Source organism: Salinivibrio sp. MA440, from assembly GCF_001996265.1.
Lineage (GTDB): Bacteria > Pseudomonadota > Gammaproteobacteria > Enterobacterales > Vibrionaceae > Salinivibrio > Salinivibrio costicola.
This window is the reverse complement of the sequence record NZ_MUFI01000016.1, coordinates 12772-30777: the sequence shown is the minus strand read 5'-3', so window position 1 is coordinate 30777 and position 18006 is coordinate 12772. Positions and strand designations below refer to the sequence as shown.

The window sequence follows — 18006 nt, the reverse complement described above, 5'->3', positions numbered from 1 at the left end:
GGCTTTTTTTATGCCGGATTGTCGATATCGACAAAGTGCGTGGTAAGCCCATGATGGTCAGCTAACCACTCACCCAACGCTTTAACCCCATAACGTTCTGTTGCATGGTGCCCCGCGGCAACATAATGCACACCCTGCTCGCGCGCTGAAAACGTGGTTCGCTCAGAAATTTCACCCGATAAATACGCATCCATGCCTTGCTCGGCGGCTAAGTCGATAAAGTCTTGCGCCCCTCCCGTGCACAGACCGACGGTCTCTATCCGTGCTGTCCTGCCACCGTCAACGACAAGTGGCGTTCGGTTAAGCACGGTCGCAACTTGTTGCTCGAATTGGCCAAGTGTCATCGGTGTTGATAATTTGCCATAGACAGGAATGGAGACTGGATTATTGGGCTCCAAGCCACCTATGAGCTCAATCCCCAATCGTTTGGCTAGCTGGGCGTTGTTGCCTAATGTGGGATGGATATCAAGCGGCAAATGGTAACCGTATAAGTTGATACCGTTTTCAATCAACATCTTAATCCGTTGATACTTCATGCCGCGTATTGATTGCGACTCACCACGCCAAAAGTAGCCATGATGAACCAAGATAGCATCGGCTTGATATTCAATTGCTTTATCAATTAAGTCTTGGCAGGCCGTCACGCCAGTAACAATGGTTTGTACATTATCGCGGCCTTGAACTTGTAATCCGTTTGGGCTGTAGTCTTTAACTTGTTCAGGTTTCAGTTCAGCGTTAAGCAGGGCTTCTAGCTGGAAATTATTCATAGCAATCACATTCACTTGCGAGACAATGGCAACAGTGTAACCTGACAAGCAAAGATAAAAAAAGCGGCTAGCATTGATGCTAACCGCCTTTTTCAACCACACAAAGTTGCGCGTTTAAGTCACGTCTTCGCGGGTTACAGATAGCCCCCAACTTTCTCGGACTCAGCCAGCCATACAGGTTTGGTGCTGTCTTTAAGCCATACTTGGTGCAAATGACTATAAATACGAGAAGCCAGCGATGGCGCAATCAGCGTTGGCAGGCAAGTGATGCCCGCCACTACGACAACACAACGACGCAGAACAACACGGGTTTTATCGAACGGTTTATACATAGCGAACCTCACTCATCTGACCAGTTATGTGTGAAGTCTATCATTATTTTTGTAGTATTACTACATTTTGCTGGTTTTCTATCCTAAAAATACGTTTTTGGTATTAACAAACGATTAACAAGGTAATTAAATTATGGCTTATCTGCGGTCACACCACTCACCGGACACGTTGTTTGCCAATAGGGAACAAATACAGGCGGATATAAAATGGCTACAACGCCAATTTCCGTTGTTGTCTTCTGAGCAATTTTCGCTGGTGCCGCACGGACTTTTCTCGGCCATCTCGGTATCGGCATCTAAACCGTACGCGGGCCCTAAGCGAATTGGCTTTTATTATCAATGGTTGCTCACTGAGTTAATCCATCATCATCCGCACTTGCGACTAGAAGCAGAGGAAATACAGGTTAATGAGGCTGGAAAAACACGAGGTGCCATTGATTTTTTGATTGAGTACCAAGGGCAGTTAGAACACTGGGAAGTCGCGGTAAAATTTTATCTTGCTCATCAGAATCGCTGGCTGGGTCCGAATGCCAAGGATGCACTCGATATTAAAGTTGCGCGCATGATTGACCATCAATTGGCTCTGTCGAGTCATCCAAGCTTTTGCCAACAGTTTCCTCATTGGCGGCCCACCCAAAAACGCTTAATGGTTCAAGGCCGGCTTTACCGTCATTACAGCCAGGATACTGACCTGCCCGACTGGCCTCCCGTTAATGCGGCAAGTGTCGGTGGTTGGTGGTGCTGGCCTGACGAACTGCCAACAGACAGAGAATTTGCCATGTTGGCCCGCGATCAATGGTTATCTCTGCCAGAATTTGGGGAGTTACCCCCCATGGTCTCAGGCAGTCTCGGTAACATAGACCGCACGTGTCATTTGTTAGATAACACACAAACACCTTGGTTCGTGGTGCCGAACACTTGGCCTAATAACGCACCTTCGCCCGCCCCCAAAAAATAAAAAGCGCGCACTTAATCGTGCACGCTTTTTGCAAACGGAGAACGGAAACAGCGCGCTAGACGTCCTGTTGCTCAAACACGCGATCGACAATTTGTTGCGCTTCCTGTTCAATCAAGCGCAAGTGTTGCTCGCCTTTAAAGCTCTCACAGTAGATTTTATAAATGTCTTCGGTTCCTGATGGGCGAGCCGCAAACCAACCATGATCCGTGACCACTTTGAGTCCGCCAATTGCCGCGCCGTTACCCGGTGCATGAGTCAATTTAGCAGTGATGACATCCCCTGCTAAGGTGTCAGCTGTCACCATTTCCGGACGCAGTTGGCTCAGCACCTGCTTTTGTTGCGCGTTGGCGACCGCTTGCAAACGGTTATAGGCAGGATCCCCATGTTTATCCGCCAGCTTTTGATAATAAGCCTGTGGTGTCAGCCCCGTCACCGCCAGGATTTCTGTCGCCAGTAAGCAAAGAATAATACCATCTTTATCGGTAGACCAAGGCTGACCATCAAAGGTTAAAAACGACGCCCCCGCACTCTCTTCACCGCCAAAGCCAAGCGTCCCCTCATGCAGACCAGGCACGAACCACTTGAAGCCGACCGGGACTTCAACCAGCGGGCGTGATAAGTCATTGACGACTTTATCGATGATGGCACTAGACACCAGTGTTTTACCGACACCTAACCCTGCAGGCCACTGCTGACGATGTCGGAATAAATAATCAATGCACACCGCCAAGTAATGATTAGGATTCATCAAACCGGCGGGGGTCACAATGCCGTGACGATCAAAGTCGGGATCATTACCAAAAGCCAAGTCATAATCGTCTTTATAAGCGAGCAACCCAGCCATCGCATAAGCAGACGAACAATCCATCCGGATAACGCCATCACTATCGCGCGGCATAAAGCCAAACGTCGGGTCGACATGATCGTTAATCAAGGTAATATCGAGTTGATACTGAGTCGCAATCTGTTGCCAATAGGCGATACCTGCACCACCTAAAGGGTCAACAGCCAGCTTTAATCCCGCTTTTTGAATAGCTTCAATATCAACCACCTGAGTCAGACCGACAACATAAGGGGTCACGAGATCTTTTTCAACGTAATAGTCGCTGGCCATCGCCGCATCAATATCGATGTGTTGAACACCCTCTAAATAGGTATCGATGTATCGATTGGCTCGGGATTCGATCGCCTTGGTGATTTCTCCCTCTGCCGGCCCGCCATGTGGCGGATTATATTTAATGCCGCCATCTTGCGGTGGATTATGTGAAGGGGTAATGACAATGCCATCCGCTTGTTCAGCATGATCACGATTATAAGCCAGAATTTGCTGGGAAATGCCCGGTGTTGGCGTATAGCCCTGATTTGCCTGTGCGATAATTTGCACCTGATTCGCCGCCAACACTTGTATGACCGCCCCAAACGCAGGCGCAGACAATGCATGCGTATCTTTACCGACAAACACTGGCCCTGTGATGCCACGGGCTTGGCGTTCATCACAGATTGCCTGTGCAATCGCTAAAATATGATCACGATTGAAGGTGGTGCTTAATGCGCTCCCGCGATGACCTGACGTACCAAAAGCAACTTGTTGTTCGGGTTGCCCTGGTCGAGGTTGAGCTTGGAAAAAACGCGTAACAAGCGCAGGAATATCACACAAGTCTGCTGCTTGTGCGCGTTGTCCTGCTTGGGGATGCACTGCCATATTTCTCTTCTCCCATGAGTGGCATAGATTAAATCGCGTTCACAACCTTCTCGGTCAAATCACTGGGGAACTGCATTTTTTCCATCAACTGCTCCACCATTTGGCGTTTGCGACCAGTGTTGGTATTGGTGATGACCCAAAAAGGTGTATCTGGAATCTGTTTAGGTTTGGTTGTTTTGCCGCTTTCCAACAGTGTTTGTGGATTATCGGAAAAATACAGACGAGTACGTCCTTTTAACGCCATACCATCAGCAAAACCTTGCTGATCAACACGGTATAAAGTGGTTAGGACAAGCATAAAACGGCCTATGGCACGATCTTGTGCGGCAAACTCATCTGAGATCAAAAGCGTTCGCATCGCTTTGACACGATCAGTGGACACACTCCGTCCAGCATCTTTACTGACAACAATGCCACTAGAACGAGAGGACGTCGTCGGCGCAGCTTGACTGGGCTGCGGTGCCGCATCCGACAGTAATAGGCGACGTAAAATGTCTGATGCACTTTCGCCAATATGCTGGGTTTGGCTGGCAATATAACGGTATAGATCGTCGTCAACCTCAATCGTTTTCATTGTTTTTCATCGCGTCCTGTTTATCGTTTGACGGGCGATTATACAGAGATAGATAGGTATACTCTACGTTAAAGCCAGTAATCTGAGAGAAAAGCAACGTGTTGTTAAATGGAAAATCTCGTGGTGAGGGGTCACCACTCGTATTAATCCACGGTTTATTTGGGGATCTGGATAATTTAGGTGGGCTAGCTAAAAGCCTTGCTCAGCATTTTTGTGTCTATCAGATTGATCTCCCCAACCATGGACAGTCCTATCATACTAAGAGTATGGATTATCAAAGCCAGTCAGATGCTGTGGTTGCTTGGATGAACGCGCAACGTCTTGAGACGGTCACGCTGGTGGGCCATTCGATGGGCGGCAAAGTCGCCATGGCCATCGCCCAGCGTTTTCCCGAGCGCGTCTCGCAGCTGGTTGTGATGGACATTGCCCCCGTCGACTATCAAGTTAGCCGACATGACAATGTCTTTAACGCACTACGCGAGACCCAAACAGTTACCTTAGAAAATCGCCAGCAAGCGCAATCGATCATGAATCGATCGATCGAAAACCCAGGTGTGACCCAATTTTTATTGAAATCACTCTATAAAACCGATCACGGTCACTACGACTGGCGCTTTAATATTGATAATCTTTATCACGGTTATCGTGACATCATGGGGTGGACAGCCTTTGGACCGTATTCAGGCCCAACATTATTTGTTAAAGGACAGAACTCTGAATACATCCAGTCTGAGCATCGCGATACCATTGTCGCGCAGTTCCCCCATTCAAAAGCGCACATGGTGGCAGGCACAGGGCATTGGCTACATGCAGAAAAACCAGCCGTGGTCGCAAGTGTCATCGAACGCTTTTTAATGCCGGGCGAGCGTTAACAGTTAAGCAACCCTTGTGGTATATTGCGCCGCAGAAGTCGGTGCTCAATGGAGGCACGCATGCTTTACGAGCACTTTCAATTGCTCGAAAAAATTGGTCTAGATCTCGTCTTCGCCGCGATTTTCTTTTTTATCGGCATGGCAATTAAAGACGTGTTACGTGAGGGCAACGTACCAGTATTCGGTCGACGCATCGTCTGGTTTGTGCTCACGCTAGGCTGTGTCGGCTTTATCGTAAAAGGGGTTATTCAATTGGTTTGGGAAGGCGTCGGTATCGGCTAACCCAACGGAGAATAATCGCCTATGCATATGGGTGTGAAAAAGCACGGCTTTTTCTTAAATTCGAGTTAGTTGCAAACAGCAACCCACTGACAAAAACGGGTATTTTTATATGGCGAGTGTAGGTCTCTTCTTTGGTAGTGACACAGGCAACACTGAAGCAATTGCGAAAAGCATTCAAAAGCAGCTGGGCAAGCAAATGGTCCACGTGCAAGACATCGCGAAAAGCAGCAAAGAAGATATTGATAACTTCGATCTGCTGCTGATCGGGATCCCAACTTGGTATTATGGTGAAGCGCAGTGTGATTGGGATGATTTCTTTCCCGAGCTAGAGCAAATCGACTTTTCCACCAAACTCGTTGCCATTTTCGGCTGTGGTGACCAAGAAGATTACGCAGAGTACTTCTGTGATGCAATGGGCACAGTGCGTGATATTATTGAAGCCAAGGGCGCGACCATCATTGGTCACTGGCCAACGGAAGGATACGAGTTTGAAGCCTCGCAAGCCCTTGTGGATGATAGCCATTTTGTCGGCTTATGCGTTGATGAAGATCGCCAACCAGAGTTGACCGACGAACGTGTGAGCAAATGGGTTAAGCAAATTCACGAAGAAATGTGTTTAGCCGAACTCGAAGACTAAGACACACTGATTCGAGAGACGAAAAAACGCCAAGGCGAGCTTAGCCTTGGCGTTTTTTATTACGCAGCTTCTTTGGGCGAGATATCACGGTATTGCCGTTTCTTTCTCACATACAGCGTGCGCTTGACTTCTGCAACTACCTCGCCATGTGCATCTTTCACATGCACCACAAATTCGGGTAACACCTTGTCACCCTGCCCTGCCTTGTGCTGAATATCAGTTAATACCGCTTCGCTGATCACAAAATCTGCATATAAATCGGTAGTCCCAGGCTTGATAAAATTGATATCAGCTTGCTTGTCCCACACATGGTACTGTGGCCCTAAAATACCCATTAACATCAATGCGTAAACAGGATCAGTTAAGGAGAAGATACTGCCGCCATATTGAGTACGATTGGCATTTTTGTTCCACCAACGTAACTTCAATCGCATATTGACACGTTTAAAGTCAGGGCTGATGTTTTCAATACGAATACCGGCACCCCAAAACGGTGGCCAGCTATTAAGTGCCCACTTCACCACTCGTGGCTTATAGAAACGATTCATGGTCTATTGACTTCCTTATCTGGTCCAACCAGGCAATATTCACATCTTGTAAACATTGATGCAACTACAGATGAACAATTTTCGTACGCAGAAAGCATGGCTGATGTAGCGAGAGCAGTGCAATTTTGATAGTCTTATAGAATATTTCCTTGCTAATCCAACTGTCTTCACAGAGACAGAAAACAGGTAGATACACATGTCAGACAATAACCAGGCGTTGAAGCAAGCTGGGCTGAAAGTCACGCTCCCACGACTCAAGATCCTAGAAGTGCTGCAACAGCCAGATTGCCAGCACATCAGTGCCGAAGACCTGTATAAGAAGTTAATTGATCTAGGCGAAGAAATTGGCCTAGCGACGGTCTACCGCGTATTAAACCAATTTGATGATGCGGGCATTGTAACGCGTCACCATTTTGAAGGCGGTAAATCGGTCTTTGAACTCGCGACACAGCATCATCACGATCACTTAGTTTGTCTTGATTGCGGTAAAGTCATTGAGTTTTCTGACGACTTAATTGAAGAGCGTCAGAAAGAGATTGCCGCCCGCTTTAATGTGAAATTAACCAACCATAGCCTGTATCTGTATGGCCATTGTCAGGAGGGCGACTGCAAAGCCGATCCTTCCATTCACAACGCAGATTAATCGATGCACACCGACTAACGGTGTGACATAACAACAAAAAAGCCGGCGTGATAAACACGCCGGCTTTTTATTACTTCCCTTCTATTTTCGCCCAAGTATCCCTTAGGCTCACTGTTCGGTTAAAAACAAGTGCATCGGGTTGGCTATCTTTGTTATCGACACAGAAATAGCCCGTCCGCTCGAACTGATAACCTTTTTCAGCCGGCGCATTCTGCATACTTGGCTCGACATAGCCTTGCTGTACTTGCAGTGATTCTGGATTAATCGTCTCGGCAAAGTTATCTGCACTTGCTGGGTTAGGTACCGTAAAGAGGCGATCATACAAACGGAACTCAGCAGGTAACGCCTTATCGGCAGATACCCAATGAATAACACCTTTGACTTTACGACCATCGGCTGGGTCTTTCCCTAACGTATCGGGGTCGTAGCGACAATACACCGTGGTAATATTGCCGTCTTCGTCCTTGTCACAGCGTTCTGCTTTCACCACATAGGCATTACGCAAACGCACTTCTTTGTCTAACACCAGACGCTTATATTTTTTGTTTGCTGATTCGCGGAAGTCTTCGCGCTCAATCCAGATTTCACTCGAGAAGGGTACCTGGCGGGTTCCCATTTCGGGTTGGTTCGGATGATTCGGCGCGTCAAGCCACTCAACACCGTCTGTTTTGTTTTCAATCACCAGTTTAATGGGATCAAGAACAGCCATTGCGCGCGGTGCGTTGTCGTTCAAGTCGTCACGGACACAAGACTCCAAAGAGCTCATTTCAATGGTATTGTCTTGCTTAGTGACACCAATACGCTGACAAAACTCACGAATCGACGCCGGTGTATAGCCGCGACGACGTAAGCCAGAGATAGTCAGCATACGCGGGTCATCCCAACCATTAACGAGTTGTTCTTCCACCAATTGATTGAGTTTACGTTTCGACATCACCGTGTATTCGAGGTTCAGACGGCTAAATTCATACTGATGAGGTGTGCAATCAATGGTGATGTTTTCCAGTACCCAATCATACAATCGACGGTTGTCTTGAAACTCTAACGTACAAAGTGAGTGAGTAATGCCCTCAAGCGCATCAGAAATACAGTGGGTGAAGTCATACATTGGGTAAATGCACCACTTATCCCCAGTTTGGTGATGATGGACAAAACGAACGCGATAAAGCACAGGATCACGCATCACCATAAACGGCGATGCCATGTCTATTTTGGCTCGTAGACAAGCTTTTCCTTCTTCGAACTCCCCCGCGCGCATTTTTTCAAACAGTGCGAGGTTTTCTTCAACAGTACGCTCACGGTAAGGGCTATGTTTGCCCGGCGCCGTCAGGGTACCGCGATACTCGCGGATCTCATCGGGCGTTAGCTCTTCAACATACGCCAATCCTTTTTTAATCAACTCGATGGCATAACCATAAAGCTTATCAAAGTAGTTTGAGGAGTAACGCACCTCTCCCGCCCAATCAAAGCCTAGCCACTGCACATCACGCTTGATTGACGCGACATACTCAACGTTTTCTTTCTCTGGGTTAGTATCGTCAAAACGCAGGTTACATTCACCCTGATAGTCTTGCGCAATCCCAAAATTCAAACAAATTGATTTAGCATGGCCAATGTGCAAATACCCATTCGGCTCCGGTGGGAAACGTGTCACGATCGCTGTGTGTTTCCCTTCCGCCAAATCTTTATCAATGATTTGGCGAATAAAGTTAGTGGGACGAGCTTCAGCATCACTCATCAAGGTTACCTCGTATCAAAAATGCGAATTTTAAAGCTACATAGACGTTATGATCGCCTATTCCGCCCTCTGACTCAACCCGTTGTTGTGATTGTCTTTGCTACGCCCTCTTAATTGTTACTTTTTTAGACGAAACCAACATGCTCCGTGGATAAAAAAACGCCCAGCAACCTGCTGAGCGTTTTCATCGTCATTATTCATCATTCAAACTAAGTTTAAGGCAACGACACCTTGGAGAGATCTTCATCTTCAGGGATCTGCTTGAGCTCCCCGGCAATAATCTCTGCCAATGGACCGAGGATAACCTGCAAGTTATTTTCGCCGAGTTTGACCACGCCCATCGCACCAATCGCTTTCAGCTTCGCTTCATCAACAATATCACGGTCAGCAACTGACAGACGCAAACGCGTAATACAGGCATCAATCGAAGTCAGGTTTTGATGGCCGCCTAATGCTTTCAAGTATTGACGCGCAAGTTCACGGTTATCACTCTTGCCATTGTTGTTGGCAGGCGCACTTTCAACCGCGTCATCTTCTCGACCTGGCGTTTTCAAGTTCATTGCCATGATAGCCGCTCGGAAGGTGGCATAGTAGAGCACAAAGAACACCAGCCCCATGACAGGAAGCATATACCATTCGTTGGCGACGGGGTTTTTCGAAGACAACACCAAGTCAACAAGGCCTGCCGAGAAACCAAAACCTGCCGTCCAGTTGAACGTTGCAGCAATGAACAACGAAATACCGGTCAAGAACGCATGCAAGACAAATAGCACTGGCGCGACGAACAGGAAGGCAAACTCAAGCGGTTCAGTCACCCCGGTAAAGAAAGACGCAAAACCTGCAGCAATCATGATCGATGCCACACGTGCTTTATTCTCTGGGCGAGCGGTGTGATAGATAGCCAACGCTGCACCCGGTAGGCCAAACATCATCACGGGGAAGAAACCGGCCATATACATGCCTGTAGTGCCTTTAATCGCCTCACCAGATTCTAGGCCTTGCGCACCGAGCCAGAAACGACCCAAGTCATTAATCCCGACGGTATCGAACCAGAATACCGCATTCAGCGCATGATGCAGCCCGACTGGAATAAGCAGGCGGTTAAAGAAGCCGTAAATACCCGCACCGGCGGCGCCTAAGTTGGTAATGCTTTCACCGAAGTGAACCAGGCCACCAAACACCACAGGCCAAACAAACATCAGTACAAACGAAATGGCGATAGCCACCACAGATACCAGGATAGGTACCAAGCGTTTACCACTAAAGAAGGCCAACGCTTTTGGCAGCTCAACGCCACTATAGCGATTATAAAGCTCAGCCGATACCACACCAATCAAGATACCGATAAACTGGTTATTGATTTTGCTAAACGCTAACTCATTGTTACCCAGAGAAATATCGATTAAACCAATTTGGCTAACCGCGCCTGGGGCACATAACGTGGTGATCACCATAAAGCCAACAAAGCCCGCCAGTGCCGCCGCACCGTCTTTATCTTTTGACATCCCATATGCCACACCAATGGCAAATAAGACGGACATGTTATCAATGATCGCCGCGCCTGACTTAATCATAAAAGCAGCAAGGGCGTTATTTGCGCCCCAACCGGTTGGATCCAGCCAGTAACCGACCCCCATTAAGATCGCAGCTGCAGGTAGTACCGCTACCGGCACCATCAGCGCACGACCTATACGTTGTGCATAACCAAGAATATTCACCGTCGTTCCCCCTGTGTATTTTTCTGTGTTCAGCAATTGTGCGTCTATGCGCCTTTGCTGGAACCACCACTTGAGCATTCACTCAAGGACTTTTTATTAAATCACTTCTTTTGTAAAGCAATGTTACTCACTTGCAGTTTATGGCAATAAATTCGCTTCGCAAATTAAACCCGTGCTATTTGTGAGAATCATCACCGAATAACCCCAAAACAGAAGAAAATTGTTAGCCTGATCATAAAACTTATTTTATGATAAAAATAAATGCACATATCCGTTATGCTAGAGCCTAGATTACGGAACCGATTACCGAGGTGACTCATGCGACTCATTCCTTTACAAACCAGCCAGCAAGTTGGTCTTTGGTCGGCGCGTTACATCGTCGATACCATTAACCAGTTTGCCCCGACCGCAGACCACCCTTTTGTGTTAGGTTTGCCGACCGGTGGCACCCCACTGAATACCTACAACCAATTGATTAAACTTCATAAAAAAGGCGAAATCAGCTTTGAACATGTGGTGACATTCAATATGGACGAATACTGTGGTATCCCGGCCAATCATCCGCAGGCCTATCGTACCTTTATGTATGAAAACTTCTTTAACCACATTGATATTCAGGAAAAAAACATCAACCTGCTTGATGGAAATGCGACCGATATCGAGGCGGAATGCCAACGCTATGAAGAAAAAATCAAAGCCTACGGCAAAATTCATCTCTTTATGGGCGGTGTGGGTAACGATGGCCACATTGCATTTAATGAACCGGCCTCTTCGTTAGCATCGCGAACTCGGATCAAAACCTTGACCGAAGACACGCGTGTGGCAAACTCTCGCTTCTTTGATAATGATATCAATCAAGTGCCAAAACACGCGCTCACCATCGGTGTTGGTACGCTACTCGATGCCGAAGAAGTCATGATTCTGGTTACTGGTGCCAATAAAGCGCAAGCGCTCGAAGCGGCGGTGGAAGGGTCCGTCAATCATCTTTGGACCGTCTCGGCACTGCAGCTTCATCCCAAGGCCATGATTGTGTGCGACTCGCCCTCAACCGCAGAGCTAAAAGTCAAAACGGTGAAGTACTTTCAAGAGCTTGAAGCCCAAAATATCCATCATTTATAAGGAATTTAAGCATGTATGCCCTAACCCACTGCCGGATTTTTACTGGCCATGAGGTACTTGATGATCATGCCATCGTCATTCGGGAAGGCCTGATTGCAGACGTATGCCCACAACATGCGCTTTCCACTGACATTGAAACACGCAGTCTAGAAGGTGCGATGGTTAGCCCTGGTTTTATTGATCTGCAGCTGAATGGCTGTGGCGGCGTGATGTTTAATGATGACATTACGTCCGATACCATCGACACCATGCACCAAGCGAATCTTAAATCAGGTTGCACTAATTTCCTGCCTACCCTGATCACCAGCTCTGATGCCGATATGAAAGCCGCTGTCGCGGCAATGCGGGACCATAAAGCCAAGCACCCACATCAAGCACTTGGATTGCATTTAGAAGGGCCTTACTTAAATACTCAAAAAAAAGGGATACATAGCGCTGATTATATTCGCCCAAGTAGCGATGACATGATTGCCTACTTATGCGATAACGCAGACGTCATTACAAAAGTTACTGTCGCGCCCGAGCTCACCCCCCGCGCCCATATCCAGGCGCTGACAAAGGCAGGGATTATTGTCTCGGCAGGACATACCAATGCGACCTACGCTGAAGCGAGAGAGGGCTTCGCCAATGGTATCGGCTTTGCTACGCACCTGTTTAATGCCATGACATCGATCACAGGGCGCGAGCCTGGGATGGTCGGTGCGATTTATGATACTCCCGATGTTTATACCGGCGTGATTGCTGATGGCTTTCATGTGTCATATGCCAATATTCGACTCGCGCACCAAGTAAAAAGGGATAAATTAGTTTTGGTTACCGATGCAGTCGCACCAGCAGGAGCTGACATGGATCACTTTATTTTTGTAGGTAAGAAAGTATATTACCGCGACGGTAAGTGTGTTGATGAAAATGGTACACTTGGCGGCTCAGCATTGACGATGGACCGAGCGGTGCATAACAGTGTTGAGCATGTAGGGATCGCCTTGGATGAAGCCTTGCGGATGGCGACGCTCTATCCTGCTCGCGCAATGGGCATTGATCAGCATTATGGCAGTATTCGTCCCGGAAAAGTCGCGAATCTTGCCATTTTTGACCGTTCAATCAACATTCAAGCAACGATCGTAAACGGGCACTATTTACACAGCTAGGACACCTATGACTGGCGGAAAAATTGGGAATGTCGATCTCGTAAAGCAATTGAACGGCGCAGCCGTTTATCGACTCATTGATCAACAAGGGCCTATTTCACGCATACAAATTGCTGATGTGAGTCGACTGGCTCCTGCAAGTGTGACAAAAATAACCCGCCAACTCTTGGAAAGAGGCCTGATCAAAGAAGTGGCGCAACAGGCCTCAACCGGTGGACGTCGCGCCATTTCACTGACCACCGAGTGCGCCCCTTTTCATACGCTTGCCGTAAGATTGGGGCGTCATTTTATTGAGCTATCTTTGTATGACTTAAGCGGCGCCTCACTGGCTGAGCACGGTGAAACCTTTCATTACCAAGATCAAGATCAGTTGGTCAAAGGCTTAATCGATATCGTGAGCCAATTTATTGATACCCACCAACATGCCATTCGAGAGCTCATTGCCATTTCGGTTGTGATGCCAGGTTTGGTCGACCCAGATTCTGGTGTGGTCGAGTACATGCCCAATATTAATATTCAGCAACTCGCGCTCGCCGATACACTGCGCGATGAATTTGGCGTGCAAGCCTTTGTTGGCAACGACATTCGAGGACAAGCACTCGCTGAGCACTACTTTGGCGCCAGTCAAGACTACTACGATTCAATGCTGGTCAGTGTGCATCACGGAACCGGGGCAGGGATTATCGTCAATGGCCAGATCTTTCTCGGTCACAACCGGAATGTGGGTGAACTCGGGCATGTTCAAATCGACCCTCTCGGTAAGAAATGCCAATGTGGTAACTTTGGCTGCCTGGAAACCGTCGCATCAAACGAGGCCATCATTGAGCATGCGCAGCAATTATTGGCTCAAGGGCATCCCAGCAGCCTAACGCACGATCAAACGTTAACCATCGAGGCCATTTGCCAAGCCGCCGAGCAAGGCGATGAGCTGGCCCGTCAAGTTTTAGTCAAAGTCGGTAATCATTTGGGTAAAGCGATCGCGATGACGGTCAACCTGTTTAACCCACAGCTGGTCGTCATTGCGGGTAAGATCACCGCCGCCAAAAGTGTGGTATTCCCCGCCATTGAGCGCTGTGTAGAAAACCAGTCACTGCCAAGCTTCCACCAAAAACTGGCGATCGTTAGCGCGGATTTACAAACTCAGCCGACTATGGCGGCGTTTGCTTTAGTCAAGCGTGCGATGCTAAACGGTGAACTCCTTCAACAGTTACTCGAAGAATAATGCTATCGGGCTTGCTCCTCTGTAAGCCCGTTTTTCTCCCTTTTCACATTTATCCCTCATCGGCCAAGTTAGTGACTATTTTACATTCACAGATTGACCACAAAACGTGTACATTATAGCCACGTGACAGACAAGACGTTGTCTCATTCAACTCTGGAATAAGTATAAAATATGGAACTGGTTTTTATCTCAACCGCTTTTGTTAGTGGCTACATATTAATGCGCTGCCACCTTCCCCCCTTAGTTGGCTTTCTGCTCGCCGGTTTTGCTCTCCATGCAATGGGGTATCAATCCACCCCCGTGATCACCCAGCTAGCCGAACTAGGGGTCACCCTTCTCCTTTTCACAATTGGGTTAAAGCTCGATGTCAAAACGCTGTTTGCCAAAGAAATTTGGTTTGGAGCTACCGCGCACAATGTGCTGACAACCGGCTTTTTTACCTTAGCGCTAATGGGCCTGAAAGCCTTGAGTCTTCCCATGCTATCAAGCATGGGCCTGTCAGAGATGCTGCTACTCGGTTTTGCGTTATCTTTTTCTAGCACCGTTTTTGCGATTAAAGCCTTACAAGATAAAGGCGAACTCAACGCGACGTATGGCACCTTGGCGATTGGCATGCTGATCATGCAAGACATCTTCGCGGTGATCTTTTTGACAGCCATCTCAGGAAAAACACCTGATCTGACCGCATTATTGTTATTCGCTTTGCCTCTGCTCAAGCCCGTACTCGGCAAGCTACTCGATAAGGCAGGCCATGGGGAAATGCTGGTACTCTACGCTATTTTCCTTGCACTGGTTGCTGGCGCCGGGCTATTTGGCGCGGTCGGGATCAAGCCTGATTTAGGCGCGCTCATCTTGGGAATGTTACTCGCCAGCCATCCCCGCGCATCAGAAATGGCTAAATCTCTATTTAATATTAAAGAGTTATTCTTAATCTGCTTTTTCCTCAATATTGGCTTATCCGAGCAACCTACTTGGCAAAGTTTTAGTTTTGCGTTGATTTTAATGTTACTGCTGCCGATAAAAGGCATTTTGTATTATTGGGTCGTTAGTGGTTTTCGCTATCGTGTGCGCACCGCGCTGTTTACCACCCTTACCTTGTTCAACTTCAGTGAATTTGGTCTCATTGTCGGTGGACTGGCGTACCAAACCGGATTAATGCCTGGGCCGATTCTTGTCTCTATTGCTATCGCAGTCTCGCTCAGCTTTATCTTCTCTGCGCCGCTAAATACCTTTAGTAACGCGTTGTATACATGGGCCTCGCGCTGGTTACCCGAGCGTGCTCCAGATAAACTTCACACCAGTGAACAACCCATTAATCTCGGTGACGCCAGCATATTAGTATTGGGGATGGGGCGTATCGGCACGGGCGCATACGATGAATTGGCAACCACTCACCAGCAGCCCATCGTGGGGATTGATACCCGAGAGGAATCCGTCGCTCACCACCAGCAAGAAGGACGGCAGGTGATCCTGGGTGATGCCACCGACCCCGACTTTTGGTCCCGAGCGGTCTCAAATGGCAACGTATCACTGATTTTACTTGCGATGCCCAATAGCCAAGCCAATACACTGGCACTGGAACAAATTCGACAAACGCCCTTTAAGGGCAAAGTGGCCGCGATTGCTAAGTACCAAGATGAGTTGGAGCAACTTAAGGCTCTGGGTGTGGACGAAGCCTTTAATATCTACCAAGAAGCAGGCAGTGGCTTTGCCCGCCATGTGCGAGAGCGCTTTTCGTCATCGGCTGACTAGCGCCGTTTTATCGCTGTTTTCTCCCTTATGACGCACAAGACGCTGACGCTTCTTGTGCGTTTTTGTATGCTATCTGTGCTATTTTTAGTTTTTATTCGCTATTTATCGTTATTTTTAAATAATATTCATCACTGGCACGATTTAGATAACGAATTTGTTTTACCTGCTTGTGCATTTCCTCTCCCCGAGGCACAGTGTCTCTACATTGTGGCCACCACGTTGGCACCATATGACTGCCACAGCACATGGCTGCCACAGCACATCAATCAACACTATGGAGAGGAAAATTATGTGTTCAATCTTTGGAGCGCTCGACATTAAAACCGATCCGCAACAATTGCGTGACGTTGCGCTCAAAATGTCAAAAACCATGCGCCATCGAGGGCCTGACTGGTCGGGGATCTATTCATCAGATAAAGCTATTTTGGTCCATGAGCGCCTTGCGATTGTCGATCTTAACAGTGGTGCGCAGCCACTTTATAACCCACAACAAACCCAAGCGTTGGCAGTGAACGGTGAGATCTACAATCACAAAGAGCTTCGTGCCGAATTCGCGGCGGATTATCCGTTCCAAACAGAATCAGATTGCGAAATTATTTTGGCGTTATACCAAGAAAAAGGCGCTGAGCTGCTGGATTACTTAAACGGTATTTTTGCCTTTATTTTGTACGATGAAGAGCAAGATGCCTACTTGATTGGCCGCGATCATATTGGCATTATTCCGCTGTATCACGGCCATGATGAGCACGGTAACTATTATGTAGCGTCAGAAATGAAAGCACTGACACCGGTATGTAAAACCATCAGCGAATTCCCTCCTGGTCACTTTTTATGGAGTAAACAGGGTGAGCCTGTCCGCTACTATAAGCGCGATTGGATGGACTATGATGCCGTCAAAGACAACCGCACCGATAAAGCCGCGCTCAAAGAGGCGTTAGAAAGTGCCGTACACCGTCAGCTCATGACCGATGTGCCGTATGGCGTATTACTCTCTGGCGGGCTCGATTCTTCCGTGATCTCTGCGATCACCAAACAGTTTGCGGCGAACCGCGTTGAAGATGATGACCAAAGCCAGGCTTGGTGGCCGCGTTTGCACTCATTTGCGATTGGTCTTGAAGGCGCGCCTGACTTAAAAGCAGCCAAAGAGGTTGCCGATCATCTAGGGACTGTTCATCACGAATTCACTTACAGCATTCAAGAAGGGCTAGACGCCATTCGCGATGTGATTTATCACATTGAAACCTATGATGTGACGACTATTCGCGCCTCTACACCTATGTATCTGATGTCACGCAAAATTCGCGCGATGGGGATCAAAATGGTGCTCTCCGGTGAAGGCGCCGATGAAGTCTTTGGCGGATATTTGTATTTCCACAAAGCGCCCAACGCACAAGAATTCCACGAGGAAACCGTGCGTAAACTGCTCGCGCTAAACATGTTCGATTGTGCCCGCGCCAACAAATCGATGGCCGCCTGGGGGGTGGAAGCCCGTGTACCTTTCCTCGATAAAGCATTTTTGGAAGTGGCGATGCAAATCAAACCGGACGATAAAATGTGCGGTAACGGTAAAATGGAAAAACACATCATTCGTGAGTGCTTTGGCGATTTACTGCCTGAATCAGTGGCATGGCGACAAAAAGAGCAGTTTAGCGATGGGGTTGGCTATGGCTGGATTGATACCTTAAAAACCATTGCCGACGAAAAGGTCAGCGACCAGCAGTTAGCCACCGCTGAATTTCGCTTTCCATACAACACGCCGACCACCAAAGAAGCGTATATGTATCGTGAAATCTTCGCAGAGCTTTTCCCGCTCGACGATGCGGCGAAATGCGTTCCTGGCGGCCCATCAATTGCTTGCTCAAGTGCCAAAGCCATTGAGTGGGATGAATCTTTCAAAAACCAGGCCGATCCCTCTGGCCGCGCCGTACGCACTGTCCATGAAAAGGCGTATCAATAACAACGTACTTATCCTCGCAATAAAAAACCGCCAAATT

17 protein-coding genes are annotated in these 18006 nt (G+C 47.9%); 10 read left to right on the top strand and 7 right to left on the bottom strand.

Annotated elements, in window-relative coordinates; translation table 11 throughout:
* Positions 1-8: 8 nt before the first annotated feature.
* Both BZG80_RS06950 and BZG80_RS06945 read right to left on the bottom strand, forming a co-directional pair.
* Positions 9-767: a Nif3-like dinuclear metal center hexameric protein gene (locus BZG80_RS06950; protein ID WP_077575960.1), complete on the bottom strand. Its 759-nt coding sequence runs from the start codon at positions 765-767 to the stop codon at positions 9-11.
* 134 nt (positions 768-901) lie between these two features.
* Entirely contained in the window at positions 902-1099 is a 198-nt protein-coding gene (locus BZG80_RS06945) for a DUF2517 family protein (RefSeq protein WP_077679029.1), read from the bottom strand.
* 133 nt (positions 1100-1232) lie between these two features.
* Between BZG80_RS06945 and BZG80_RS06940 the strand changes: the two genes are divergently transcribed.
* Positions 1233-2057 carry a DUF1853 family protein gene (locus BZG80_RS06940; protein ID WP_077679028.1) on the top strand — a complete coding sequence of 275 codons (825 nt, stop codon included), beginning with the start codon at positions 1233-1235 and terminating at the stop codon, positions 2055-2057.
* Between the two features lie 55 nt (positions 2058-2112).
* On the opposite strand, the gene pgm is transcribed toward BZG80_RS06940, so the two are convergent.
* Both pgm and seqA read right to left on the bottom strand, forming a co-directional pair.
* Positions 2113-3759, bottom strand: coding sequence for a phosphoglucomutase (alpha-D-glucose-1,6-bisphosphate-dependent) (pgm, locus tag BZG80_RS06935; protein WP_077679027.1), 1647 nt, complete (start codon positions 3757-3759; stop codon positions 2113-2115).
* A 28-nt stretch (positions 3760-3787) separates the two neighbouring features.
* On the bottom strand, positions 3788-4333 hold the full coding sequence (gene seqA / locus BZG80_RS06930; RefSeq protein WP_021022465.1) for a replication initiation negative regulator SeqA: 546 nt from the start codon (positions 4331-4333) through the stop codon (positions 3788-3790).
* A 98-nt stretch (positions 4334-4431) separates the two neighbouring features.
* On the opposite strand from seqA, the gene BZG80_RS06925 reads away from it, so the two are divergent.
* The 3 genes from BZG80_RS06925 to fldA all read left to right on the top strand — a co-directional run bounded on the left by BZG80_RS06925 (position 4432) and on the right by fldA (position 6124).
* Positions 4432-5205, top strand: a complete 774-nt coding sequence (locus BZG80_RS06925) for an alpha/beta fold hydrolase (RefSeq protein WP_021022466.1) — start codon at positions 4432-4434, stop codon at positions 5203-5205.
* Between the two features lie 60 nt (positions 5206-5265).
* Complete coding sequence (locus BZG80_RS06920) at positions 5266-5487, top strand: DUF2788 domain-containing protein (protein WP_021022467.1); 222 nt, start codon at positions 5266-5268, stop codon at positions 5485-5487.
* Positions 5488-5596: 109 nt separating this feature from the next.
* Positions 5597-6124: a flavodoxin FldA gene (fldA, locus tag BZG80_RS06915; protein WP_077460163.1), complete on the top strand. Its 528-nt coding sequence runs from the start codon at positions 5597-5599 to the stop codon at positions 6122-6124.
* Between the two features lie 59 nt (positions 6125-6183).
* On the opposite strand, the gene BZG80_RS06910 is transcribed toward fldA, so the two are convergent.
* The gene (locus tag BZG80_RS06910) at positions 6184-6672 is read right to left on the bottom strand and encodes a DUF4442 domain-containing protein (RefSeq protein WP_021022469.1); all 489 of its coding nucleotides are present in this window, start codon (positions 6670-6672) and stop codon (positions 6184-6186) included.
* 196 nt (positions 6673-6868) lie between these two features.
* On the opposite strand from BZG80_RS06910, the gene fcrX reads away from it, so the two are divergent.
* Complete coding sequence (gene fcrX, locus BZG80_RS06905) at positions 6869-7315, top strand: ferric iron uptake transcriptional regulator FcrX (RefSeq protein ID WP_021022470.1); 447 nt, start codon at positions 6869-6871, stop codon at positions 7313-7315.
* A gap of 70 nt (positions 7316-7385) precedes the next feature.
* Here fcrX and glnS read toward each other — a convergent pair whose 3' ends face one another.
* Positions 7386-9053, bottom strand: a complete 1668-nt coding sequence (gene glnS, locus BZG80_RS06900) for a glutamine--tRNA ligase (protein ID WP_077460161.1) — start codon at positions 9051-9053, stop codon at positions 7386-7388.
* 215 nt (positions 9054-9268) lie between these two features.
* Complete coding sequence (gene nagE, locus BZG80_RS06895) at positions 9269-10771, bottom strand: N-acetylglucosamine-specific PTS transporter subunit IIBC (RefSeq protein ID WP_077679040.1); 1503 nt, start codon at positions 10769-10771, stop codon at positions 9269-9271.
* A gap of 318 nt (positions 10772-11089) precedes the next feature.
* Between nagE and nagB the strand changes: the two genes are divergently transcribed.
* The 5 genes from nagB (at position 11090) to asnB (ending at position 17969) form a co-directional block, all read left to right on the top strand.
* Entirely contained in the window at positions 11090-11890 is an 801-nt protein-coding gene (gene nagB, locus BZG80_RS06890) for a glucosamine-6-phosphate deaminase (protein ID WP_077460159.1), read from the top strand.
* An 11-nt stretch (positions 11891-11901) separates the two neighbouring features.
* On the top strand, positions 11902-13038 hold the full coding sequence (gene nagA / locus BZG80_RS06885) for an N-acetylglucosamine-6-phosphate deacetylase (protein WP_077647055.1): 1137 nt from the start codon (positions 11902-11904) through the stop codon (positions 13036-13038).
* 7 nt (positions 13039-13045) lie between these two features.
* Positions 13046-14260, top strand: coding sequence for a DNA-binding transcriptional regulator NagC (nagC, locus tag BZG80_RS06880; RefSeq protein WP_077575874.1), 1215 nt, complete (start codon positions 13046-13048; stop codon positions 14258-14260).
* 171 nt (positions 14261-14431) lie between these two features.
* The gene (locus BZG80_RS06875) at positions 14432-16012 is read left to right on the top strand and encodes a cation:proton antiporter family protein (RefSeq protein WP_077575875.1); all 1581 of its coding nucleotides are present in this window, start codon (positions 14432-14434) and stop codon (positions 16010-16012) included.
* 289 nt (positions 16013-16301) lie between these two features.
* The gene (asnB, locus tag BZG80_RS06870; RefSeq protein WP_077575876.1) at positions 16302-17969 is read left to right on the top strand and encodes an asparagine synthase B; all 1668 of its coding nucleotides are present in this window, start codon (positions 16302-16304) and stop codon (positions 17967-17969) included.
* The last annotated feature ends 37 nt before the right edge of the window (positions 17970-18006 follow it).